The organism is Desulfosporosinus shakirovi (assembly GCF_020595055.1).
GTDB lineage: Bacteria > Bacillota > Desulfitobacteriia > Desulfitobacteriales > Desulfitobacteriaceae > Desulfosporosinus > Desulfosporosinus shakirovi.
Map to the genome: position 1 here is coordinate 167,988 of NZ_JAJDOO010000001.1, position 23,342 is coordinate 191,329.

At 44.0% G+C, this 23,342-nt stretch carries 26 protein-coding genes; all 26 read right to left on the bottom strand.

Features of this window, described 5'->3' with window-relative positions; all coding sequences use genetic code 11:
* Positions 1–24: 24 nt before the first annotated feature.
* Positions 25–1,095 carry a selenide, water dikinase SelD gene (gene selD, locus LJE72_RS00840; protein ID WP_396390161.1) on the bottom strand — a complete coding sequence of 357 codons (1,071 nt, stop codon included), beginning with the start codon at positions 1,093–1,095 and terminating at the stop codon, positions 25–27.
* Positions 1,096–1,306: 211 nt separating this feature from the next.
* A complete protein-coding gene (selA, locus tag LJE72_RS00845; RefSeq protein WP_229245390.1) occupies positions 1,307–2,722 on the bottom strand; it encodes an L-seryl-tRNA(Sec) selenium transferase in 1,416 nt (471 codons plus the stop codon).
* Positions 2,723–3,283: 561 nt separating this feature from the next.
* A complete protein-coding gene (locus LJE72_RS00850) occupies positions 3,284–3,877 on the bottom strand; it encodes an adaptor protein MecA (protein ID WP_229245391.1) in 594 nt (197 codons plus the stop codon).
* A 206-nt stretch (positions 3,878–4,083) separates the two neighbouring features.
* Positions 4,084–4,530, bottom strand: coding sequence for a hypothetical protein (locus tag LJE72_RS00855; RefSeq protein ID WP_229245392.1), 447 nt, complete (start codon positions 4,528–4,530; stop codon positions 4,084–4,086).
* A gap of 527 nt (positions 4,531–5,057) precedes the next feature.
* Positions 5,058–5,717, bottom strand: a complete 660-nt coding sequence (locus LJE72_RS00860; RefSeq protein ID WP_229245393.1) for a lytic transglycosylase domain-containing protein — start codon at positions 5,715–5,717, stop codon at positions 5,058–5,060.
* Between the two features lie 46 nt (positions 5,718–5,763).
* Positions 5,764–6,231: a chemotaxis protein CheW gene (locus LJE72_RS00865; RefSeq protein WP_229245394.1), complete on the bottom strand. Its 468-nt coding sequence runs from the start codon at positions 6,229–6,231 to the stop codon at positions 5,764–5,766.
* A gap of 18 nt (positions 6,232–6,249) precedes the next feature.
* Complete coding sequence (locus LJE72_RS00870; protein ID WP_229245395.1) at positions 6,250–6,990, bottom strand: flagellar hook-basal body protein; 741 nt, start codon at positions 6,988–6,990, stop codon at positions 6,250–6,252.
* Positions 6,991–7,032: 42 nt separating this feature from the next.
* Positions 7,033–7,434, bottom strand: coding sequence for a flagellar basal body rod protein FlgB (flgB, locus tag LJE72_RS00875; RefSeq protein WP_229245396.1), 402 nt, complete (start codon positions 7,432–7,434; stop codon positions 7,033–7,035).
* 5 nt (positions 7,435–7,439) lie between these two features.
* Positions 7,440–8,231 carry a flagellar hook-basal body protein gene (locus LJE72_RS00880; RefSeq protein WP_229245397.1) on the bottom strand — a complete coding sequence of 264 codons (792 nt, stop codon included), beginning with the start codon at positions 8,229–8,231 and terminating at the stop codon, positions 7,440–7,442.
* Between the two features lie 42 nt (positions 8,232–8,273).
* Entirely contained in the window at positions 8,274–9,674 is a 1,401-nt protein-coding gene (locus LJE72_RS00885) for a flagellar hook protein FlgE (RefSeq protein ID WP_229245398.1), read from the bottom strand.
* Positions 9,675–9,751: 77 nt separating this feature from the next.
* On the bottom strand, positions 9,752–10,303 hold the full coding sequence (locus LJE72_RS00890; protein WP_229245399.1) for a flagellar hook capping FlgD N-terminal domain-containing protein: 552 nt from the start codon (positions 10,301–10,303) through the stop codon (positions 9,752–9,754).
* Positions 10,304–10,312: 9 nt separating this feature from the next.
* On the bottom strand, positions 10,313–11,917 hold the full coding sequence (locus LJE72_RS00895) for a flagellar hook-length control protein FliK (RefSeq protein WP_229245400.1): 1,605 nt from the start codon (positions 11,915–11,917) through the stop codon (positions 10,313–10,315).
* A 77-nt stretch (positions 11,918–11,994) separates the two neighbouring features.
* Entirely contained in the window at positions 11,995–12,744 is a 750-nt protein-coding gene (locus LJE72_RS00900; protein ID WP_229245926.1) for a FliA/WhiG family RNA polymerase sigma factor, read from the bottom strand.
* Positions 12,745–12,865: 121 nt separating this feature from the next.
* Entirely contained in the window at positions 12,866–13,261 is a 396-nt protein-coding gene (locus LJE72_RS00905) for a hypothetical protein (RefSeq protein WP_229245401.1), read from the bottom strand.
* Positions 13,261–13,743, bottom strand: coding sequence for a chemotaxis protein CheD (locus LJE72_RS00910; RefSeq protein WP_229245402.1), 483 nt, complete (start codon positions 13,741–13,743; stop codon positions 13,261–13,263). Before LJE72_RS00910 ends, LJE72_RS00905 begins: the two co-directional genes overlap by 1 nt.
* On the bottom strand, positions 13,740–14,333 hold the full coding sequence (locus LJE72_RS00915) for a chemotaxis protein CheC (protein ID WP_229245403.1): 594 nt from the start codon (positions 14,331–14,333) through the stop codon (positions 13,740–13,742). Before LJE72_RS00915 ends, LJE72_RS00910 begins: the two co-directional genes overlap by 4 nt.
* Positions 14,334–14,978, bottom strand: coding sequence for a flagellar brake protein (locus LJE72_RS00920; RefSeq protein WP_229245404.1), 645 nt, complete (start codon positions 14,976–14,978; stop codon positions 14,334–14,336).
* Positions 14,979–15,037: 59 nt separating this feature from the next.
* Complete coding sequence (locus tag LJE72_RS00925) at positions 15,038–15,901, bottom strand: MinD/ParA family protein (protein ID WP_229245405.1); 864 nt, start codon at positions 15,899–15,901, stop codon at positions 15,038–15,040.
* On the bottom strand, positions 15,894–17,054 hold the full coding sequence (gene flhF, locus LJE72_RS00930; protein ID WP_229245406.1) for a flagellar biosynthesis protein FlhF: 1,161 nt from the start codon (positions 17,052–17,054) through the stop codon (positions 15,894–15,896). Before flhF ends, LJE72_RS00925 begins: the two co-directional genes overlap by 8 nt.
* The gene (gene flhA / locus LJE72_RS00935; protein WP_229245407.1) at positions 17,044–19,113 is read right to left on the bottom strand and encodes a flagellar biosynthesis protein FlhA; all 2,070 of its coding nucleotides are present in this window, start codon (positions 19,111–19,113) and stop codon (positions 17,044–17,046) included. The genes flhF and flhA overlap by 11 nt, the downstream gene beginning before the upstream one ends.
* 358 nt (positions 19,114–19,471) lie before the next feature.
* Entirely contained in the window at positions 19,472–20,527 is a 1,056-nt protein-coding gene (gene flhB / locus LJE72_RS00940; RefSeq protein ID WP_229245408.1) for a flagellar biosynthesis protein FlhB, read from the bottom strand.
* Positions 20,524–21,303, bottom strand: coding sequence for a flagellar biosynthetic protein FliR (gene fliR / locus LJE72_RS00945; protein ID WP_229245409.1), 780 nt, complete (start codon positions 21,301–21,303; stop codon positions 20,524–20,526). Before fliR ends, flhB begins: the two co-directional genes overlap by 4 nt.
* Positions 21,304–21,439: 136 nt before the next feature.
* Positions 21,440–21,712, bottom strand: coding sequence for a flagellar biosynthesis protein FliQ (fliQ, locus tag LJE72_RS00950; RefSeq protein WP_229245410.1), 273 nt, complete (start codon positions 21,710–21,712; stop codon positions 21,440–21,442).
* A 19-nt stretch (positions 21,713–21,731) separates the two neighbouring features.
* Positions 21,732–22,499, bottom strand: a complete 768-nt coding sequence (gene fliP / locus LJE72_RS00955) for a flagellar type III secretion system pore protein FliP (protein WP_229245411.1) — start codon at positions 22,497–22,499, stop codon at positions 21,732–21,734.
* On the bottom strand, positions 22,499–22,969 hold the full coding sequence (locus LJE72_RS00960; protein WP_229245412.1) for a flagellar biosynthetic protein FliO: 471 nt from the start codon (positions 22,967–22,969) through the stop codon (positions 22,499–22,501). The genes fliP and LJE72_RS00960 overlap by 1 nt, the downstream gene beginning before the upstream one ends.
* 1 nt (position 22,970) lies before the next feature.
* Positions 22,971–23,333 carry a response regulator gene (locus LJE72_RS00965; protein ID WP_229245413.1) on the bottom strand — a complete coding sequence of 121 codons (363 nt, stop codon included), beginning with the start codon at positions 23,331–23,333 and terminating at the stop codon, positions 22,971–22,973.
* Positions 23,334–23,342: the final 9 nt, after the last annotated feature.

The following is a 23,342-nucleotide window of genomic DNA, read 5'->3' on the forward strand; positions in this document are numbered from 1 at the left end:
ACCTTACCAGTACACGGTATTTTATCATGCACGACTGGAAACCGCAATTCTTCCCGGCTCACCTTTATTAACTCGACCGATAACAGCTGCTGCTAAGGTCTTATGTTCCTTTAATTGTTGAAGCAATGAAGTAACACGTTCTTCAGAAACAGACATTAGCAACCCTCCCGAAGTAATTGCATCAAAGAGCACAATTCGCAACTCTTCTGCAACGTCCGATTCGAAATCCACCTTATTCTCCAGATGACGGCGGTTAGCCTCAGTTCCTCCCGGAATCGCTTTTTGCGCAATACAATGCCAAACACTGTCTAGGACCGGTACAGCACCAGCATAGACCTCTGCACTGCAACCGCTGGCCTCAAGCATTTCATGCAAATGACCTAACAGCCCAAAGCCTGTCACATCTGTAACCGCATGAACTCCAACGGATATAGCTGCTTCAGCAGCCCCCTTATTCAACGCAGCCATAACTCTGATGACTTCCGCTTCGGCCTCCGGTGAAACAATTCCGCGTTTGATCCCAGTTGTGATTATTCCAACTCCCAGCGGTTTTGTAAAAACCAGGATATCCCCTGGTTCAGCCATAGCGTTCGAAAGGACATGGTCAGGATGCACAATTCCAGTGACCGATAAACCGTATTTTGGCTCAGGATCATCAATAGAGTGCCCGCCTACAAGAACCGCACCCGCCTCTCGAATCTTATCGCTTCCACCTTGCAAAATCTTAGCCAAAACTTCCATGCTCAATTTTTTAACAGGGAAAGAAACTAAGTTCATCGCAGTCAACGGTTTAGCTCCCATTGCGTAAATATCACTTAAGGCATTCGCAGCAGCAATTTGCCCGAAAGCATAGGGATCATCTACCACCGGAGTAAAAAAGTCAACGCTTTGAACAATAGCCTGTGCATCATTTAAACGATAAACCCCGGCATCGTCCGAAGTCTCCATGCCTACTATAAGGTTAACATCCTCTAGATTAGGCGGTAAGTAGCGCAAAACTTGCGCCAGGTCAGAAGGACCTATCTTGCATCCTCAGCCAGCCTTCGTGGACAACTGAGTCAGCCTGACCTTATCCTTTACCTTATCTTGCGTCATATTAAGATCCATCTTTGCACCACCTATCGCTTCATTAACTAAATCATCTTTGGACATATCATTCTTTAATTATAACTATATATAACACCACGTCAACTATCGACTCCGCCTCGACCTACCTTAAAAGACACCTAAAAGACGCTATTTCAATCGTAATCCAGCCGACCAAAAGTAAGAGTCCTTGAAGCTGTGGTGATCGTGCAATTTTATTTCACTTCCCCCATTGCTCCAACCGCAGAACGATCTCCTCACTGTCACCACTCAACAATGTTCGTACATCAATCACTACTCGATCCTTGTGAATCCTAGACAGTATTGCTACCGGACCCATTCTTAAAAACTCCTCTAATTCAATAACGTTCCCTTCTGCCGGCCGAATGGCGCACACCCAAGTCGGAAGCCCAACCGTCGGCCAAGCCCCGCCACCCACCTGGGAAACATCCTCTTTTAACTCGGCAGCGATCTTCTTATTCGGCTGAAGTGTCATAACCAGCTCAGACGCTGCTTTATGTAGTGTATCCAAAGGGGCAGAGAGCATTCTCCAGACAGGAATATCTTCTACTTCCCCATTCTCATATAAGTGAAGAGTCCCTTCCAGTGCTGCCAAGGTTAGTTTATCGACTCTCAAAGCACGAGTTAATTGATTTGATCTTAATTGTTCGACAAAAACTCTCTTGCCCACGATGATTCCAGCCTGCGGTCCGCCAAGCAATTTGTCTCCACTGAAAGTTACGAGAGACAGACCTGATTTAACAGCTTGTTTAATAGTTGGCTCTATTGGAAAGCCCAGACTTGTTCCGTCAAAGAAGCTGCCGCTTCCTAAATCCTCCATTACGGGCAAACTCCACTCTTCACCGAGTTCCACTAACTCTGCTCCGGTAACAGCATGAGTGAACCCTTCAACCCGGTAATTACTCGTATGTACTTTCAAGAGCAAAGCAGTATCCGGCCCGATGGCTGCTTCATAGTCCTTTCGCCAAGTCTTATTGGTCGCTCCCACTTCCACCAACCTGGCCCCGCCTGCCTTTAGCACCTCCGGTATGCGAAAAGATCCGCCAACCTCCACCAATTCCCCCCGCGATACAATAACTTCTTTCCCCTGGGCAAACGTATTCATCATCAATAAAACTGCGGCCGCATTATTATTAACAACCATGGCCGCTTCTGCACCCGTGAGACGACAAAGAAGCTCTTCAACATGGACATAGCGTGAGCCCCGCTCACCAGTCTTGATATTCAACTCGAGGTTGCTGTACCTTTCTGCTTGTTCCGAAACAAAACGCGCGACTTTCGGTGCAAGCAGCGCTCTTCCGCAATTGGTATGCAAAACAACTCCGGTCGCATTGATAACCCGCTGTAAATTATATTCAGTACTTGTCAGTTTCTCCAGAAGCTTGTCTCTCAAAGATGTCCAAAGGAAAGCTTCATACTCCTCATACGAATCTGCTAAACTCCGGTTAATATTTTCCCGTGCACTTTGTAAAACCTGTCGAACGCACTGAGTCATACGAGGCAACCACCTCTCATTCGTCATAAACGGACTGAATTCTATGTCGTCTTCCAGCCGAGAAAGCACTTCATGAACAGCCGGTAGTGCCCTTAGTCGCCTATGTATCTCTTGTTGCACTAATTCCCAACTCCTTATGGACCTTCATTATTATCGACCAATTTCCCGTAATCTGGCCCGCACACTTTTTAGGATTTCGACAGTAGGATTAGCATATGATAAAGGAAACCTAAGCACTGAGTTTTACCTAACTATAAAGAACAATCTTACTTATTTGCTGAAGTCCCCGTCTGCTGGCTTCCGGCCTCTGACCTCAGACTTCTTATTTCAAGGAGGTATTCAATGTCTAACATCAACTCAGCTCGCACACTCATGCAGCCAGCGCGTCAAGGCGTTATTCTTCCCTTTAAGACGCGCTCCCAAACAAACGAGCAATTCTCTCCCTGTATCTTTTGTGGTAAAACTATGAGAGTACATAAATTCAAAGGCAAAACAGTTTGCATAAATTGTCTGCGCCTAATACCTGCTATCTTCTCCTATGGATAAACATTATTCTTGATTGCCACTTATCCGACGACGGTCATGGATGACCTGATCGGTCACAGCCAAGGCTCGAATCGACAACCAGCTATCCATAAATAATATTGTAAAAGGGAAGCAAATTGCTTCCCTTTAGAGTGTCTAGCTTTGTGTCGACTTATTGAAAGCAGCATTAAGCGTTTGAACGGCCTTTTCAAGGATTATCCCTTTGCCGTGTTCAGACAGAAAAACTCCGGTTGTACCGACGATTTCACCGTATTCATCAAGGATTGCTTCTGCCAAAAACCTTTTCTTACCCGTTCCCATTCGGTTGAGTACAAGATAGTATTCTTTTTCGAACTCATAAAGTCCCGAACGAAGTTGGGCAAATTCCGGTAACCGTGAAACAGCCGAAATCACATCTTCTAAATCTGCAAATACATAGACCAATTCTGTAACCCGACCTTTAGAGGTTTTTCGACCCGCCTTCTCTTTGACAGAACCCTCAACCTGATCTTCTTGCTTCATAATCGTGATTACAAACTCATCATTCGTTGCCACGGTTGCTTGAATCCAAAACGGTTGATCTAAATTAAATTCAACTTCTTCTCTGGCTTGCGCGATGAGTTCCCAAAACAATTGCTCCGTCTTAGCTGACCGTTGAAAAAGATCAGTCATCGTAATATCCCTGTCACTTAATTCTGTCAAAGAGATAAAGATGCGGATGGTATGCTCATTAACTTTTTGGACACGCACATCCCCCACTCTCCTTTCCGCATCGTTTCTTACTTTAGATTATACATACTCTACCTTATTCTCATTATAACATATTACGCCAATACTTTTCCTGTGAAATCTATGAGAATAAAGATTATCTCTTCCCCAATAGTATGAGCCCTCTGCACTTACAATCACAATATGCAGTTCCCGACTTCTACCTCTATCTTATTAGCAAATTCATTCTATAGCAAGCTGCCTAAAACCTCACAACGAATGACTTCTCGACGCGTCGGTAAATACATAAGCTCAACTTGATCATCTACTTTCACTTTCTCATAGACAAAATAATCAACATAGAATTGCATTTGCTGGGTTCCGCTGCGGATATCTACACTGTAGGAGCTTAAACCAGAGTCAAAAGCCTTTCCCTGAACTGACCCTTCGATAATACCAGGTTTATCAAACCAATCTGGTTGAGAAAACAAAAAAAGTTCTGTATATACACCTAATACCCCAATCCAGATTGAAACTTTCAGCGCTAAGAGCAAAAATCCCCAAACATCACGGGCATTTCGCCACGTATTAACTGACTTCCAAACCAATCTGGAGAGTACCATTGCAAATATCAAAAAGAGTACGATCAAACTAGGCCAAGTCGTACTCCATAGATAACTATAATAGTCTGCCATTTCTTACCCCTTTACAAACCCGGTTATTTAGCCAAACTTATGCTTTCTGCTTTCAACTAGACAACAGTTCCCCCCATTTGCTTTAACAGTATAGAGCAAATGATCAACTCTATCAAAAAATTCGTCAATTGGTTCATCTCGATAAAGGGCCATTCCCATACTTAACGTTACCCTTCCACGATTTGGAAGTGATTCGAAGGAATATCGAACTCTTTGTGCTATATGACGGGCCTCTTCATAATTTGACCATTATTTTATCGCCTCCAAACGATTTAAGCCAGATGTGTCTATCCATTTAATTTAAAAGTCACTTTTATTCTTTAGTTTAAAACTATATAGTTCGCTTAAGATCCCTTATCTCCTTCTCTTTTACAAATAATTTCTTTTATGGATCTGGAAACCAAAAAGGAGCAGTGTCATTCACGCTCCCTAATAAACCGATTTAACCATAAGTGCTATTTTTTCTTTAACTTTTAAATGGAATTCTATATAATTTCAAAGAGATTGTCAACTAAAGAGCCTATTTTCTACGCTCTCCAATCGTTCTGATTCAATCCTGCCATAATCTTTTGCACATAAGCCTGTGTCTCCTTATAGGGAGGCACTCCATTATATTTATCCACTGCACCTGGCCCAGCATTATAAGCTGCTAAACTCAGCGGAATATTCCCCTCAAAGCGATTCAGTAAATCCTTTAAGAAATGTGTTCCACCATCTAAGTTCTGAGTCGGATCATAGGGATTTTTAACTCCATAAGATGCAGCAGTTCCCGGCATCAGTTGCATTAGGCCCATCGCTCCGGCAGGAGAGGTTGCCTTCGAATTAAACCCTGATTCTGCTTTGACTACCTGCTGAATAAGATTTGGATCGACTCCATATTTTTGGGCCATAGAATAAATAAGATGCTCAAGAGAACTGACATTTTCAGATCTCCCCACAGAAGCCGGGGCCGCTTTATAACTATTGAGTGAAGACATCCCGGACATCCCCTGCATTAGACCGGTAAGTCCTTGGGAAGCATTTCCCCCTCCTCCAAGAGCAGCTTTAAGTAAAGTGGCAAACAATAAAGAATTTGAACTGCCACTTTCACCAGCTCCAGACAAATCGTTCTTATCCGTTTGTGTGGTTTGCCAAGACCCATTCATCTGTTGAAGTTGGAATAGGAGAATTATTTGAGCCATGTTCACTTAAATCAACCTCCTATCTTCCAAAATTATATAACGAATACGCTGGTTAATGAGAAATTAATTGACCTAATTCCTTGACCTCATCGCTCTCAAGAATTTGTTCCGGAATAAGTTGAATAATTATTCTATCGGGAAGATTTACCACTCCGCCTATAAAGGGATCTGTAACAAGCGACGGGGGAGGAACAATATTCTCTAAAATTCGAACCTCGCGAAGTTGATCCACAGCAAATCCCACATGATTTCCATGAACCTCTGTGATTAGGGCAAAAGTATTTTGATTTTCTTGCGAGCCCAAACTTTCTGTTGTCATTTTTATTGGATCACTTCCAAACCGCACATGCAAATCGATCAAAGGGATTTCCACACCCCGAATAGTAATCAGACCACACACATATGAAGGGGCATTTGGAATTATATTTACCTCTCCTAGACGGGTGATTTCCCGAACCACATCGATAGGCATCGCATACTCTTCTTGACCTAATAAGAAAACGACAACTTGTACTGCCATCCTAACCATCCTCCATCGCTATATCTTTCCGACCTCATTAACAGCCTTACCCAACATCTCGTCTTGGGTCTGGATTATCTTTTGATTGGCTTCATAAGCTTTCATAACCGTCATCATTTGAATCATTTGTCCGGAGAGGTCCACATTAGATGCTTCCACCGCTCCCTGTCGAACTGCACCAATGACAGCTTGAACCGGTTGATTGGCAATATATAAGGATTGACCTTCACGTTGTAAAGCATCTGCCGGAATCTCGACGACACGTATTTGATCGACTCTTTGTCCTTGATCCATAATTGTGCCATCAGCGCTCACGCTAAATTCTGAACTCAAAGGACCTATGGGGCCTGTTTCACCCTGAATAGAATAACCATCCACGGTTCGAAGCATCCCTTCACCATCTAACTGAAAGTGTCCATTGCGAGTATACCGTTCTCCGCCCGGCGTCTGGACGACAAAATATCCTGGTGAAGTTAAGGCCAAATCCGTATTAATATCCGTCGTCTCTAAAGATCCTTGAACATTGGACATGGCAAGGCGGTCAACGCCTACCCCTCTGCCCATCTCACCAACCTCAACAACTTCAGAAGCTTCGTTTCCTCCCATTCGTTGAATCAGCATCGAAGGAAAAGAAATATTACTAGCCGTCTGCTCTTTATAGCCTGAGGTCTTTAGGTTGACAACGTTATCTCCAACAACCTCACTTTGAGTTTGCGCGGCTAACAAACCTGTGGCCGAAGTATATAATCCTCTTATCATTTTAACCCGCCTTTGTTTCTTACTTAGCGCTTAAATCCGGAATTACTTAACAACCATTCGTAGCAAACCCAGCTGCGATGAGATGGTACGGGTGAGGGAATTGTAGTATAAACCATTTTCAGCTACATAAGTCATCTCTCGGTCAACGTCCACGTTATTTCCATCATTGCGAAAGGATGTTGAATTATCTGTCACAACCCCTGAACCGTTCCCTTCTTGGATACCCGGAATGTGCTTCGGAGTCGTTAACTTCATTGGCAGGTTTCCGCTCTTTTCACCTAAGGCAGTCCCCAAGACCGTCTGGAAATCAACATCCGAACGTTTAAAGTTTGGAGTGTCAATATTCGCAACGTTATTAGACAAGACCTGATGCCTCCTGCTCGACGCATCAAGGCCTTTCTGCAATACGTTTAAAACCGGCCCCTCCAACCAACCACCAGCCATACACCTTACCTCCTAAGGGAATTAGCAAGTCCCCACATCTTATCTCCGTCCTGAACGAGCCTGGCACTCATTTGATAAGCTCTTTGGACCTGAATGAGATCTGTCATTGAGGTGGCCAAGTCCACATTTGATTGTTCTAAAGACTTACTGCGAATCGTTCCAAGTACCAGATTGTCAGCAGTGGTATTACCTGGTTCTCCAATCTGTGGTTCACCTGAATTAGCAGTAGGCACAAAGAGGTTTTTCTCATTTCCAAGCAAACCCTGAGGATTCTGAAATCCTGCCAAAATAAGCTGTCCGAATACCATGCTTTCTCCATTGCTAACCCCAGTTATATCCCCATTTGCAGCAACAGCTATTTCTGTAGCACCGAAGGGAATCAACCCATTGGTTTGGACAATGTTTCCCTGCATATCCGAAAGTTGCCCTGACTCATCTATTTGAAACGCCCCTGCCCGAGTATAGCCCATCTCTCCGTTTGGAGTCTGTACTTGAAAAAAACCTGCGCCATCAATCCCTAAATCCAAAGAGCGCTCAGTTTGCTCTAGAACCCCTTGTTGAAAATTAGTCCCAATACCGCTGGACAGCACTCCAGCCCCAACGTCCAGAGTCTCCACCGTATTTTCGTCTTCAGCATTTATTCTTCCTGAACGCACTTCTGTCGCCAAAGCCTCAGCGAAAACCATCTGATTCGCCTTAAATCCGGGCGTGTTGGCATTAGCCAGGTTGTTCCCAATGGTGTCTATCGCTATCTGCTGCGCACGGACTCCCGACGCAGCAGTACCTACTAAGCGCATTAAGCACCCCTCCGTCTTCTCAAATTGCAATTAAAGCGAATATTAGCGCTTGAGATTAATGAGCTCTTCTAAGAGAGTATCTGAAACCGTGATCACCCTCGAATTGGCTTGAAAGCCACGCTGAGTCACGATCATGTCAGTAAATTCGGTTGAAAGATCGACATTAGACATCTCTATAGAGTTTGAAACGATACTTGCTCGGCCATCCTCTCCGGCAGCCCCAATAGTAGCCATCCCAGAGTTATTCGTTGTAGTATAGAAATTCCCGCCCACATTTTGAAGACCTGCATCATTGGCAAAGGAAGCTACAGCGATTTGGGCTATTTTATGCGTCACCGAGTCTACTCCATTACTATAAACTCCTGTAATTACGCCACTTTGATCGATGCTAAAGTCTGTTAGGGTGTGGGGTTTGTTTGTGAAATCATAGCTGATTGACGCAGTTGCCACAGTTGCAATTGGAGGAGTGTCCCCGTCAGTCCCAAAAGTAATTTGATATTTTCCGCCCACTGATTTCACAGTGTATTCCAAATCTCCAGGCGTAGCAGATGTTGATAATTTATATGGAATAGGTGTACCACTGGCATCATTATACACAATTGTGCCCGGCTTGGGAGGATAATCAACGATTGCAGTATTATTGCCGGCAGTAATATCAACCGTAGTTGTATTTGATCCTGAACCAGCAGGAGCCACAAAATGGATGGTTAATGGATTTGCTGCACTGGGAGCAATATCTGAAGCAAATTGAATATCCCCAGTAACTGGGTCGAAGGAAAATTGACCTGATGCAGGGGTGCCCGTGACTCTTGTCATTCCATCAATCGTCAAATTTTCTGCTCCAATCAAGTCGGCACTATTAGTACTATCTACAAATGTTGCAGATAAACCTGTGGTATTCGAAATATCGAGAGTAACCTCCTCTGGTATTGGAAAGAAACTATCAGTTGCTAAAACATCCCCCAGTTTAAATCTAATATCCGAAGCTGCTCCCCACACAACAGGGGTTGTATCATCCACACCCCAGCTGTAGCCTTGAACCTTAGCTCCTGTTGCAGGATCAATTAGAGTACCATCACTGTCCTGACCAAACCCACCAGCACGAGTGTATACTTGTTGCCCGTTATTATTTAAGACAAAGAATCCCGTTCCTTGTAACATCATGTCTGTTGCTTTTCCTGTGGACTGTGAACTTCCCTGGGTCATAATTTGATCAATCGAGCCTATCCTCACTCCCAGACCTACTTGCATGGCGTTTGTTCCCCCTTGAGCGGGGGAAGGAGCCGAGGCTCCTTTCAAGGTTTGGCTAAGCTCGGTGGCAAACGACACCCGGCTCCTCTTATAACCTGGAGTGTTAACATTTGCAATATTGTTACCAATGACATCCATTTTGACCTGGTGATTTTTTAATCCCGAAATTGCGGAATATAACGAACGCATCATAAGACGTATTTCCTCCCTATTGCTTAATACTCTGCTAAATCAGCAGGATAATATCTTATCAGTCTGTTGACTTCCAGTTAAACTGTTTCCAGTTCTGGTTCTGTTACGCTTTCATCTTCTGGCGTAGTCGTGTCTTCCTCAGTATCCGTGGGCTCATCAGTAACAGGCGGCGTTTTCTCTTTAACCAGCGTAATCAGACCCATTTCCAAATCCACCACTGTTCCGTCTTCCTTGCGAATTTGAAGTTTTGGGTCACCATCAAGCCACTTCACTGCTTCAACGGTTCCTTCCAATACAGTTTCACCATCAATATCTATTCCACTCACCCATTTGCCAATCATAGCTGACCCTTGGGTAAGGGCTGATTGTTGGGAGAAGAATGTCATACTTTGGTTCAACGAATCCATAGATGTTGCAATATTGTTCATCTGCTCCAAAGAGCTGAACTGAGCCAATTGGGCGATGGAATCTTTGTTATCTGTTGGATTTAAGGGATCTTGATTTTGCATCTGGGCAATAAGCAGTTTAAGAAAATCGTCTTTCCCCAGCGAATCATTAGTTATAATCGATTGGCTTCCGCTCGGACTATTCGTTGAATTAGTTTTAGGTGTTACATCTATTGTACTCATAGCTACCTCCTAAGCCGTGACATTAATCCGATTGTTTCCATCCAGTCCATGGGAGTTAGAATTGACTGAGATTTGATCCTCATCTTCGTTAGTAAGCAGATTACTATGCTGGAGCGTCCTTTGGGCCTCATCCCCTTGAGGCTGTTGTTGCCCTTCTCCGCCTTGTCCCATTTGCAACGAGCCACAGTTTACACCTTGATTCATTAAGTTTTGGCGTAAATCCGAGAGCTGATTCTGGAGGAGTTGTCCGGTCGCCGCTTCAGAAGCCTGCACCTGTAAATGGACCTGCCCGCTCTCCCAACGCAAGAAAATCCTTATACTTCCCAGTTCAGCTGGATGAAGTTGAATATCTAATTCCTTCAAAGCCTGTTGCTTATTCATGACTTGCTCACGCACTACGGTAGAGATCTGTTCCCAGAAAGGAATTGTACTAATTTTTCCATCTGCACCGGCAAGGGATACGACGTTAGCAACTGCCCCAAGGCCCATGCTTGAAGGCTGAATTTGACTATCTTTTGTTCCGGATAGATCGTAGGATTTTATAGAATTATTAGGCTTGTTAACTTCTGCTTTAATTGCATCTTGGAAATCCCCAACTAACTTATTCTCCTGAGGACCTGCTCCCTCGAATCTCTGCTGAATTTTAACCTGAGAAGCAACCTCTTTCTGAGCCTTCGCGGTAGACTCCACATCAACCCCTATGTCCTTTAGCTGATTTATAAGTGCTTCATTAGCTCCTCGAGGTCCTTTCGCACCTCCATCCCCTTCACTTAATACAAGGTAGAGGGCTGCCAATAGATTAGTTACTTTCACGTTCAGCCCAGGATCACCACCATCTGCCTTACTGTTCCCAGCAAGAAGACCTTCGATCAAATTCACAAGTCTATTCTGCCCACCGATCTTAAGGTCACTTTCAATACCGTCATCTGGCGTCATCCACCCCTGGATAATTTGGGCCATTTCCTGACGATAAGCGTTTGCGCCTTTGCTATCGGCCCCTAAAAGGCTTCCTGCTGGAGTCACATCAGTGATCTCCCCTGAAAGCGCCACTAAAAGATTAGCTATTACCTGTCTATATTTATCCAATTCCGTGATTCCCAGGTTATTACCCTGAGAGCTTAGTGCCGTCATCCCTGTCGACTCTAAACTTTCATCTGAAGCCAAAGAAACCAGGTTCAACATAGCTGCCTTAAGATTCTTACTGGCTTCACCTGACACATCGCTTAATCCTAAGTTTGCTAACAATGAATCCTCAATTCCCTGACTCATAATCTCTCCGGAATCGGCCTCCTTGCCTGCCGGAAGTTCACTCTGAATCTCAGTAAGAAACGGAAGCACGTAATTACCATACCCAAGAATGCTTTCTAATTCATTCGAGTTTTGATCACCTTGCGCTGGATTTACATTACTCTGCTTATTATCCGAATCTTGGTCTGCTAAAGAGCCTTGCCCTTTCGAATTTGAGTCTAAATTCATTCTGCCATTAAGCACAGCAGCAAAAACTGTTGCCGCATTTTCACAGCCCTCTGAAGTCTCTTTTCCCTTCGAGGGTACAATGTTTTCTAATTTATTGCCACCCTTTAGGGTATCCGAAAGGACATTAATACCTGTCATTTGCCGTCACCTCCTAAATAAAACTCTATGAGTTATATCGACAAACTTCCCCCAAAACATTAGGATGATTATTATTCTTAAAATAAGTTCCTCTTTTGTCGACTAAGCCGTCCCCTCAACCTCAAGATCGCTTGGGAATGCAGTTGGGAAATTCTGGATTCCGAGAGTTTCATGACAGCAGCAATCTCTTTCAACGTGAGTTCTTCTTGATAGTAAAGAGCTACTACTAATTTCTCTTTGTCAGGTAATTTTTCCACGGCTATTGCCAGAATTTGCTTTTGCTCATCTTTCTCTACATCTTGATATGCCTCCAGAGCACTAGGGTCTACGAGTAAATTGAGAGGGGTTCCACTATTGTCTCCATCAATATCAACAGTGGTTTCATCGAAGGAGGTCAGCGTCAGAATTTGGGCCTGAGCCATTACCCCTTCTATCTCCCGCACTTCCACTTTCAGCAGCTCCGCAACTTCTTCGGCGGTAACCGCCCGCCCAAGCTGATATTCTAACTCAGCAAACCCCTCTTGAACCCGCTTCACTTTCTGCCTGGCTGAATGTGGCACCCAATCCATCGTTCGAAGTCCGTCGATCATGGCGCCGCGAATGCGTATCGAGGCATAGGTTTCAAATTTCCACCCTCGAGCAGCTTCAAATCGCTCTAAGGCATCGAGTAACCCAAAAACACCATAACCGATGATATCATCCTCGTCGACATGGGAAGGCAGAGAAATTGTTAAACGACCAGCAATGCGCTTAACCAATGGCAAATATTTTTCCACATATTCTAGTTTCCAAGGTCCGCGTGGGGCGGCTTCATAGGCGTTCGGCATCAAGTTTACTCACCCCCATTTTCGTAGTTCGTATAGTTAGTAGTTCGACCTCAGGTATCCAGTATAAGGTTATAAGGTTGGTTGGTAGTTCGTCCTTCGAACCACGAATATCGAACTATGATTATTCCCAACCCATACGGCGAACAATTTCTGCTTGTCGCTCACTGCCCGGCAACTCTAAGCTTAAATCACGATCAATCTGTCCAGCTGTTCTTAGATCTGGTCCAGGTGCATTAATCGGCTCATCGTCTCCAACAGAGAAATCGATATTTCCTCCACAGCTGGGAGTTGAGTCAGTCTGACTGTCCTCTTCAGGTTTGGGAATCGCAGTCCTTTCAAAGAGGCTTAAGGTTCCTGCCATTAAAAGGTACATACCCCCAAAAGAAATTACTGCGCGAAGGATTATATCAAAAATCTTAACTTCATTCAGCACACTAAGCAACACGACCATAATTGTGGTAGCTATTGAAAGGCGCAAGGCCCAAACTTTTAAGAGTTCCCGATTTTGGCTGCCCATTAAACCACCTTTTCTCCATGATTAATTGTTCGTATGCGTAACTCGCCTGTCCCAACATCAAAATGAATTGTGCGCCCAAAATTCCCTCCAACATCTGCTACCAAAAGAGGAATCCCGTGCCTCTTGAGTTCCTGTTCCACCGCCTCGGCATTTCGATCCCCAATTTTTAAAACTGGCGGTTTTCCCGGAAAGGAGAACATCTGTGCACCACCGGCCATCTTAGCCCTTAGGCGAGATTTAAGGGCACCCATACCTGAAATTTCTTTTAGCAATAACACCAGCGCAGTATCTGCGTATTTCGCAGGATTTCCTCCCAGACTTCCATTAGCTGTGGGAAGCATAATATGGGCCATCCCCCCAACTTTAAGAAAGGGGTCATGAATGCAAATTCCAATGCAAGATCCCAGCCCGGCGGTTAACAAAAGGTCTGGCACCATAGCGGTTTTGAAATCAGCCATGCCAACAGTAATAACTCCATTCATACTCCCATGGCCCCTAACAATTTCTTCAATGAACCATCATCCGGCAAAAAGATAAACTGTCCTTCAATTTTAGGAATTCCAGTGAGTTGTGTGTCAATAAACAACACGGTATCTTCCAGTACTCCTTCTTCGAGGAAAATCGCATCTAAAGTGGCACCGATCATATCCACCGCTAAAGCAGGTACAGAAGGTTGAAGGGGAATTCCTGAGAATTGAGTCAGCGCCATAATAAAGGAGCTTACCAAAATATTTCCCACTTCTTTTAAAGCTGATTGTGCCATCTCATTATAAAGATCTATCGGCTCATTCGTCCCAAATAGAGCTTTCACTACAATTTCTGCGCTTTCAACCGGAAAGAAAAAGACAGCTTTACCCGAAGCCTCCCCTTCAACTTTTACATAGATGACAGCTTGAGGCGTGTCGAGCTGTCCGACAATGGATGTAACCTGTTCAAAAGGGACTGCCCATACTTCTGGAACCGACATATCAATTCGTCGTTGTAAGAGAGTAGATAAAGCTGTCGCGGCATGCCCAGATCCAACATTCCCTATTTCACGCAGGGCATCCAATTGTAATTGCGTAATCTCCATTTATACCAACCCTTTCTTACGCATTGCCCTTTGTTTTTCAAAGACACAGCGAATAATTTTATCTCTCTCCCGTTCTGAGATTTCGTAGAATTCAGTTGAAATACTGTATAAGTTTTTTTCTTCGTTTTTTTCCACACGGATGACTCGAACAGGGGTCTGTATTTCTCCCGTCGGTAAGGATATTTGAACATAGAGTAAGGATTTATCCTCTACTCGCACCTTAGTAGTGAATCGCATTCCTCCACCGCTTAAGTCAATCATTGTTGCTTTAAGCAGATCACTAAGTCCTTCTCGAGTCACCATTCGAAATGTGATCGGAAATAAGGCCGGAACGCGAACAAAATTACGACGTTGAACCTTATCAACAGTATCCGGTAATTCCAGCACGAACATAGGCACAGGGACAGCGATCCTTTGCATAATCTTCCCTTCAAATGAATACACAGCTGATTCATCCCAGAATATTAATCTTACCTTTGTCCCCTCGCGCAAAGGGACTAATTCGCCTTGTTCAAAGGGCGCACCAACTAAGAGGAGCCTCTCCCCCACTTCCTCAACTCGAGTTCGGTAGTGTCCTTCATATTTACCTTCCAGCGCGATTAGATCCACCGCCAGTCCAGGAGAAAGCTTCTTTTTATACGACAAATCGTCACCCCTTTTACGAAAAGAATTACTGTTCACTAATCCTTTTGGAAAATTTGTTATTAAAAAGAACGAAGCAACTTACCTAAAAACCCTCGCACGCCTCCTGCTTGGCGTGGCGGATGAAGACTTATTCCGGCAACTTTACCGGCAATCCACTGAATGCAGCGATACGCTGAACTTTCAGGAAACTTTATCCCCAAAGGTTCCTGCTGCATAACAGAGCGTCCAACGAGTGGGTCATCGTAAACCCAACCCAATAAGTTAAGTGATCCTTCTAAGAACTTGCGCACAACAGTATCCAGACGTTTAAACGTCGCTAAAGCATCTTTTTCAGTCTGTACTCGGTTAATCACTACATGAATTGATGCTTCGCTTGCATCTTGCCTCAAAGACTTAAGTAACCCATAGGCATCCGTCAATGAGGTCGGTTCTGGTGTGATCACCATAATAATATCATCTGCAGCCTGCAAAAAATTCATCACGCTATGCCCTAGACCTGCTCCTGTATCGATAATCAGCAGATCAGCAATCTTTTCTAATCGTCCGAGATTAGCTAGGACATTGGATAGCTTGTCTCTTTCTAAGTTAGCAAGTTTCTGAACCCCGGAACCTCCTGGGATAATTCCAATTCCTCGAGGGGCAGATAGAAGGATTTGCTCAATGGTCTTTTCACCCGATAACAAATGCTCAATTGTATATCTCGCCGAAAGCCCAAAAGCAATATCTACGTTAGCAAGGCCTAAATCTCCATCAAGAATAACAATTCGCTGTCCAAATTCGGCCAAAGCAAGTGCTAAGTTGACTGTGAAGCTGGTTTTACCCACACCTCCCTTACCACTGCTAACTGCAATTACTCTCATTTTACTTTGTCTATGTTTATTACGAGAGACCAAATCACGTAATGCGCTCGCTTGGTCATTCATTGGGCATCTCATCCCCCATCACATAGTGTGCCAAACGATTTGGAGTCGCTACCTCTATGTCATCAGGGACATTTTGTCCGTTTGAAAGATAGGCAATGGGGAGTGTTGTCTGACCCAGGAGGTTTAATATAGACCCTGCATTCCCTGTCTCATCCAGTTTTGTGAAGATAAAATGAGTTGTCAAGTCTTCAAATCGTTTATAGATCTGAAGTTGATCTACTGATTGCGTCGTGGCACTCATGACAAGCATTGTGAAATCTGGTTGAGCCTCATCTAAAAACTCACGCAGCTCATGCATATGTTCCTCATGGTGAGGACTTCTTCCAGCAGTATCAATAAAAATCAGTTCTTTATCTGCATGAAGAAACAAAGCCTCATTTAGCCCCGAGGGTGTCATGGCAACTTCAACGGGTACTCCAATAATTTCACCAAACGCTTTAAGCTGCTCTACAGCGGCAACCCGGTAGGTATCTGCCGTTATCAAAGCAACCTTGCGTTTATCAATGATACTAAACCCCGCCGCGAGCTTACCAATCGTCGTTGTTTTCCCTACCCCTGTAGGTCCAATTAAAGCGACAATCCTCGGCTTGTCAATCCCAGGTTGAATAAGCCCAATCTGTCCACACATTTGACGGATATTGGCTTCAATCCGAGTGTATACCTGAGAATCGTCAAGCCATTTTTCTGGTGCCAAGGTTTGTTGGACATGACTTATTAAACGCTTAACCAAGTTCTCACATATTCCTCTGTTCTGTAAATGGACAGCCCATTTTTCAAGGGCAGGCGGCCAAACACTTTTTTCTTCTCCCACCCCTGCCATCTGCTTGTTCATTTGCTCAAGTAACAAACGCATAGACTTGATTTCAACCTGCAAGCCTTCTGATTGATCTTTAAGACCGTAGACATGACTATCTATTGGTGGTTTTACTCTTTCCACATTATTCTCATAATTAGGGCTTGAAGCTTCCTGTGGGATCACAGGTTTTTCTTCAATAGCTGCCGTGATCTCAACTTTCTTGTTACCAAATAAACCAAAGAACCCTCCATCGCGAAATTCGCGTGTCTGAAGAATGATCGCTTCGGATCCCAGTTCCCTTTTCACTTTTCCCATCGTTTCTGAGACATTTTCTCCTACAAATCGCCTAACTCGCAAGATCCATCCCCACCATTCCTACAGCTTGAACTTGTACTCCTTGGACTAATTCATTATACGAAAGCACCATGAGTTGAGGCAATTGACGCTCGGTAACCCGTTTCAAATTAATTCTCACCAGCGGAGCACAAACTATTACGGGAGTTAACCCTTTAAGCACAACCTTTTCAACCTCGCGCGTAAGATTTTGCATAAGCACATGCAACACCTTGGGATCTAATGCTAAATAAGTTCCATATTCAGACGGTTGAATACTGTCAAGAATTTGCTGTTCGATTTGTGGATCTAAGGTTATTACCGGTAAATTCTTTTCTTTCCCCAGCAGCGGTTGCAAAATTTGCCGAGCTAAAGCCTGGCGCACATGTTCTGTCAACCGGTCCAGATCTTTAGTGACACTTGCATAGTCTGCCAGATTTTCCAGAATCGACACCATGTCTTTAATGGATACCCTCTCGCGAAGCAGGTTTGCAAGAACTTTCTGAACTTGACCAAGACTAAGCATGTCTGGAATCAACTCATCCACCACAGCGGGGGCAAGTTCCTTAGCATGATCAATAAGAGCTTTCACATCTTGACGGTTTAGTATCTCCCAAGCCTGAGTCTTAATTACTTCCGTGATATGAGTTGCAAGCACTGTGGGGGCATCAACCACCATCCATCCACTGAGCTCTGCTTGTTCCCGGTACATCGCATTAATCCATTTGGCATCCAGTCCGAAGGAAGGCTCTTTAGTCGGAGTACCTGGAATCTCACTGTCATCTTCACCACCACTCATTGCCATGTAATGATCCGCTAAAATTTCGCTGGTGGCAATTTCTGATCCCCGAATTTTTATAACATATTGATTAGGCTGTAAGTTCATATTGTCACGGACTCTAATAACCGGAACAATAAACCCCAATTCTGTGGCAATTTGGCGTCGAATCAGTACGATCCGATCGAGCAAATCCCCTCCTTGCTGAACATCGACTAAGGCTATAAGCGCGTACCCCAGTTCAAGTTCCATATGGTCAACATGTAAGAGGTTAAGAACATTTTCCGGTTTCTTACTCTCTTCAATTTCTGTCTCTCGAGCTACAGCTGATTCCTTAACCACAGAAACTTTAGAGTTTCTTTGCAACATTACTCCCATGCCAATTAAGGCAGCGGAAACTAAAAACAGCGGGAATTTAGGCAAACCCAGGAAAGCTAGCATGCTCAATACCCCTGCAGTAATGAATAAGGCCTTAGGTTTTTTAAACAGCTGTTTGACCAAATCTTCCCCTAAGTTGCTTTCCGAAGCTGCCCTGGTGACGACCAGACCTGTCGCCGTAGAAATAAGGAGAGCCGGAATCTGAGAAACGAGTCCGTCCCCGATGGTCAACAACGTATACTTGTGAAGGGCTTCTAACAGAGGCATATCCTGCATCACAACCCCAGTGATAAAACCTCCGATAATATTAATAAATAGAATAATAATAGCAGCAATGGCATCCCCTTTAACAAACTTGGTTGACCCATCCATTGCACCATAAAAATCAGCTTCCTGTTGGATTGCCTTACGCCGATCCCGCGCCTGCTGCTCGTTAATCATTCCGGCATTAAGGTCTGCATCAATAGACATTTGTTTTCCTGGCATAGCGTCTAAGGTAAAGCGAGCTGCGACTTCCGAGACACGCTCAGCACCTTTAGTGATTACGATAAATTGAACAAGTACCAAAATAATAAAAATGATAAAACCTACAACAGCATCTCCACGAATGACAAATTCCCCGAACTGCTGAATAATCTCACCAGCATGCCCGTCGAGAAGAATGAGACGAGTTGCAGAAATATTCAAAGACAATCGGAATAAAGTCAGCGTTAACAAGAGGGACGGCAACGCTGAGAATTCCAAAGGGTCCTGAGCAAAAACAGCGAGCATAAGGGTAAGCACCGAAGCCGTAATATTCAAAGTGATGAGAATATCCAGCAAACCCGCAGGCAAAGGAACAACCATCATGACCACAATGCTGACTAGCCCCAGTGCCGCTATAATATCTGTATTATTTAAGATCCGACTTTTAACCGTCGTAGACATGAGGGTTCCTCCTTTCTTTACTCAATTTCTTAGTCTGCTATAGCACTAACGAAATCTTCACGGGTAAGCACCTTCGAAGACAGTAATCCTACGGCGCTAATAATCCTACGGCACTAACGCATTCATCACTGGATCAGCGCCTTCGGCGAAAGTGTCCACTGGACACTTTCGTACCGGACCTATCGTGTCCTAAGCCCTCGTGCATGAATGAAATGAAATTGCTAAGCGAACCATTCAAGCCAACCCCTAAGAATCACTTCTCGAAGCTTTGGTGAGCGTGCAATTCATTTCATTCATGCCCCCAGATACATTCTCTATATCCTCAGGATACAACATTCATAACCCCTTGAAGTATCCCTCATCCAATCGACCGTTTCTTTTTCTTTAACCGATAAACAAACGCCAACACCTCAGCAACAGCTTTATAAAGATCCGCCGGAATACCTTGCCCAATTTCCACCTGAGCATAGAGAGCACGGGCCAGCGGCTTGTTTTCCATAATCACAAGGTCATACTCTTTAGCTAACTCTCGTATGCGCAAAGCAACTTGATCTTGTCCTTTAGCGACAACATAAGGTGCTTTCTGTACCTTTAAATCATAGCGAAGAGCAACAGCGAAGTGAGTGGGATTCGTGACAACGACATCTGCAGTTTTTAAATCTTGCATCATTCGACTCATAGCTAGAGCTCGTTGTCGTTTTTTAAGTTCACCTTTTAGTTCAGGGTTTCCTTCAGTTTGTTTGTATTCCTGTTTTAAGTCTTCATGAGACATACGTAAGTTTTTTTCATATTCCCACCGCTGATAGATGTAATCAAAAGCGGCTATCCCTAAGAAAGAGAGTGAAATATTCCAAGCAAGTTCCATCAAAGCCTGTCCTAAAAAAATAGCCCCTTGCTCCACACTCAGTTGCTGTAAAGCCGGATAGATATACAACCGATCGCGAACACTCGCATATAAGAAATACCCAATTAATAACACTTTTAGCAAGGATTTTATCAGTTCAACATAGGCCTTAACGCCAAACATCCGCTTCGCACCACTGATCGGACTTAAGCGAGAAATTTGAGGTTTCATAGACTCCCCAGTGAAAAGCACTCCTACCTGGATGTAATTAGAGAATAAGGCAATCACTAAACCCGTAAGCAAGATCGGCGCTAAGATTTGAACCCCTTGCCAAATAAGATTAAGCATTAGACTTGCCACAGAACCTTCAGTCCATTCTGAAGGAAGCCCAAGTACATAGGGGAAAAGGTATTCCATTCGGATAATCATAGCTGGAATCCAAAACTTAAGAAGAGCTACGAGACCCAGGAGCATCAAGGCAGAAATTACCTCTTGGCTCTTAAAAACCTGACCCTTTTTTCGCGCATCTTGTTTGCGCTTAGGCGTCGCGGGATGTTTCTTTTCACTCACTGCTTCCACCCCTGATAAAGTTCTAAAACCCAAGACATATTGGTGTCAAATAATTTGGCTACGGCCTCCCCGAAAAAAGGCAGCGAGAGAAACAAAATAACCAATCCGAAAGCAATCTTAACTGGGAAAATAACTGAAAAGATATTCAGTTGAGGTACTGTCCTCGTCAAGAGCCCTACCCCTACATCTGATACTAGAAGCGCTCCAAAGATTGGCATTGCCAATTGTACTGCTAAAGCAAATACATGACCGATAAGTTCGGCGTAAAAGAGATAATTAGCGGGCAGATTGGACGGGTTAATAGGAATATAAGCATAGCTCTTAACCATAGCAGCAATAAGATAATGATGAGAATTAGTTGCGAGCATAAGCATCGTAGCTAATACAATCTGAAAATTACCCATCATAGGACTTTGAACTCCATAGACAGGATCAATCGCGGCCCCCATGGTAAAACCCATTTGGAAATCAATCAGTTGTCCTGCCCCTTGTAAAATAGCCGTCAGTGAGTAGATTAAAAAACCAATGACCAGACCAACCAATATTTCCTTGACCACCACCGCAACATAAGGTAACAGCTCAAGGGGTATGGGGGGATTAGTCGCATATATCAAGGGATAGAGAATGACTGTAATACTTGCAGCTAATCCCAGTCTTACCATACTTGGAACTCCTCTGGCAGCGAAGACTGGAGCTAACATGATCATACCGGCCCAACGGCATAAAATCAGTATGAATAAAGAGAGATTCCATTGGAGCAGCAGAGCTAGACTCAATTTTCTCCCCCCCAAATTCGATGTTCGTGGTTAGATGTTCGTGGTTCGATGTCAGAGGTTAGAAATCTAAGTTCATTTAAATCAAAAGTTCTAGGTTCTTTGTTCTAGTTCGAATATCGAACAACGAACCTCGAGTTTACATACCTCCGAAGGTTGCCAGCTGAGTTAACAAATTAGAAGTATATACTGTTAGAACCGAGAGCATCCAAGGGCCTAACAAGAGCAGAACCACAACAACAGAAAGCACTTTAGGAATAAAAGTAAGCGTCTGCTCCTGGATTTGGGTCATAGACTGAAAGATACTCACCAGAAGGCCAACTAACAAAGCAACACCAAGAATTGGCCCTCCCACGAGAAGCACGGCGCCCACGGCTTCCCTAGCCATATATAGCACTTGATTTTCGGTCATCGTCCTGTCTCCCCCATTTCTATTGGAAACTCGTCACCAAGGATTCAACCACCAAATGCCACCCATCGACTAACACAAACAACAGCAATTTGAACGGCAGCGAAATCATCATCGGGGGAAGCATCATCATCCCGATTGACATAAGAGTACTCGAAACAATCATATCGATAACAATAAAAGGAATAAATATTGCGAATCCCATTTGGAAAGCCGTTTTTAATTCACTAATCACAAAGGCTGGAATCAGTACATAGGTGGGTACGTCTCTATAGGTTTTAGGTTGCTCCATCTTAGACAACCCTACAAAAAGTTCGAGATCTTTTTCCCGAGTCTGTCGAAACATAAAGATTCGTAGAGGTTCTTCCGCCCTATCAATGGCCTCTGTCTGAGTAATCTGATTCTGCATATAGGGCTGTATAGCATTGGTATTAATCTCGTTCCAGGTTGGGGCCATAATAAAGAAGGTAAGAAAAAGGGATATGCCTACCAGCACTTGATTCGGAGGCAGTTGCTGAGTTCCCAGTGCGTTTCTCACAAAGGACAGCACAATAATGATCCGAGTAAAGGAGGTCATCATCATCAGAATGGCCGGTGCTAATGACAACACCGTTAAAAGCATTAAAATTTGCAATGAAGTACCGGTTTGTTCTGTGGCTGAGGTTCCCAGATCTAAGGTAATTCCCGCTGCCCAAGCAATTTTAGGGCTTGACAACATTCCTGCCCCCAGAGCCAAGCCAAAAGGCAATCCTGATGTGAAAAGTTTAATCAAACGCCCTGAAGAAGACATTATTTTTCAACCTCCTCAAGCAAACGTTGCAATTCATCAGAAAAGGGCTCTTTCTGCCTTAACGGCCTCCGCCATAGCTTTCGTACACTTTGCATCCATCCTTCTACTCGTTCCGTTGGTCGCGTGGCAATCTCCTCCAGTATTTCGGAAGCAACCTGCGGATCATTAATTTCACTGATTTTCACCAAGTGATGATCAGATCCGCCGAGGACCTGCAATTGACCAGCTATTTCCACAAGATAAAGGCTTTGTTGTCCACCTAAAATTTGTCGATCAATAACTCTTGCCCAGGGCGCATTCATACTCCTCATATTTACCTTATTAAGGCGTCGAAGTGTCCAAAGGGACACAAGCAAAATAATGAGGAAAACCAATAACGTTCCTAGAAGCCCCCACCATGAGAATACAGACTGTGAAACCTCTGGAGCAGTCACACTTGAAGTATACGGCTGGCCTTGGTCAAATGACATTTTATTTCAACGCCTTCATGACAGCCTCAACCACGCGTTCTGCTTGGAAGGGCTTAACAACGAAGTCTTTGGCTCCGGATTGAATCGCTTCAATAACCATGGATTGTTGGCCCATAGCACTACACATAATTATCCGAGCCTTTGCATCTATTTTGCGTATTTCTTTAACCGCCTGAAGCCCGTCCATTTCTGGCATAGTAATATCCATAATCGTCAGGTTTGGTTGCAAATCCTTATATTTCTCCACGGCCATGGCCCCATTTTCTGCTTCGCCAACCACGTTAAACCCATTTTTAGTCAATATGTCCTTTAGCATCATACGCATAAAGGCTGCATCATCAACAATCATTATTGTATCACTCATAACATTTCC

Coding starts and splice junctions, on each gene's coding strand:
- LJE72_RS00880 (WP_229245397.1), bottom strand. CDS start 8,231: ATGCGCTTAGTAGGTACTGCTGCGTCGGGAGTCCGTGCGCAGCAGATA.
- LJE72_RS00870 (WP_229245395.1), bottom strand. CDS start 6,990: ATGATAAGAGGATTATATACTTCGGCCACAGGTTTGTTAGCCGCGCAA.
- LJE72_RS00905 (WP_229245401.1), bottom strand. CDS start 13,261: ATGGGCAGCCAAAATCGGGAACTCTTAAAAGTTTGGGCCTTGCGCCTT.
- LJE72_RS00910 (WP_229245402.1), bottom strand. CDS start 13,743: ATGAATGGAGTTATTACTGTTGGCATGGCTGATTTCAAAACCGCTATG.
- LJE72_RS00960 (WP_229245412.1), bottom strand. CDS start 22,969: ATGTCATTTGACCAAGGCCAGCCGTATACTTCAAGTGTGACTGCTCCA.
- fliP (WP_229245411.1), bottom strand. CDS start 22,499: ATGTCTTCTTCAGGGCGTTTGATTAAACTTTTCACATCAGGATTGCCT.
- LJE72_RS00885 (WP_229245398.1), bottom strand. CDS start 9,674: ATGATGCGTTCGTTATATTCCGCAATTTCGGGATTAAAAAATCACCAG.
- LJE72_RS00895 (WP_229245400.1), bottom strand. CDS start 11,917: ATGACAGGTATTAATGTCCTTTCGGATACCCTAAAGGGTGGCAATAAA.
- LJE72_RS00900 (WP_229245926.1), bottom strand. CDS start 12,744: ATGCCGAACGCCTATGAAGCCGCCCCACGCGGACCTTGGAAACTAGAA.
- flhA (WP_229245407.1), bottom strand. CDS start 19,113: ATGTCTACGACGGTTAAAAGTCGGATCTTAAATAATACAGATATTATA.
- flgB (WP_229245396.1), bottom strand. CDS start 7,434: ATGGCTGGTGGTTGGTTGGAGGGGCCGGTTTTAAACGTATTGCAGAAA.
- LJE72_RS00865 (WP_229245394.1), bottom strand. CDS start 6,231: ATGGCAGTACAAGTTGTCGTTTTCTTATTAGGTCAAGAAGAGTATGCG.
- LJE72_RS00965 (WP_229245413.1), bottom strand. CDS start 23,333: ATGAGTGATACAATAATGATTGTTGATGATGCAGCCTTTATGCGTATG.
- fliQ (WP_229245410.1), bottom strand. CDS start 21,712: ATGACCGAAAATCAAGTGCTATATATGGCTAGGGAAGCCGTGGGCGCC.
- LJE72_RS00915 (WP_229245403.1), bottom strand. CDS start 14,333: ATGGAGATTACGCAATTACAATTGGATGCCCTGCGTGAAATAGGGAAT.
- LJE72_RS00855 (WP_229245392.1), bottom strand. CDS start 4,530: ATGGCAGACTATTATAGTTATCTATGGAGTACGACTTGGCCTAGTTTG.
- LJE72_RS00925 (WP_229245405.1), bottom strand. CDS start 15,901: ATGAATGACCAAGCGAGCGCATTACGTGATTTGGTCTCTCGTAATAAA.
- LJE72_RS00890 (WP_229245399.1), bottom strand. CDS start 10,303: ATGAGTACAATAGATGTAACACCTAAAACTAATTCAACGAATAGTCCG.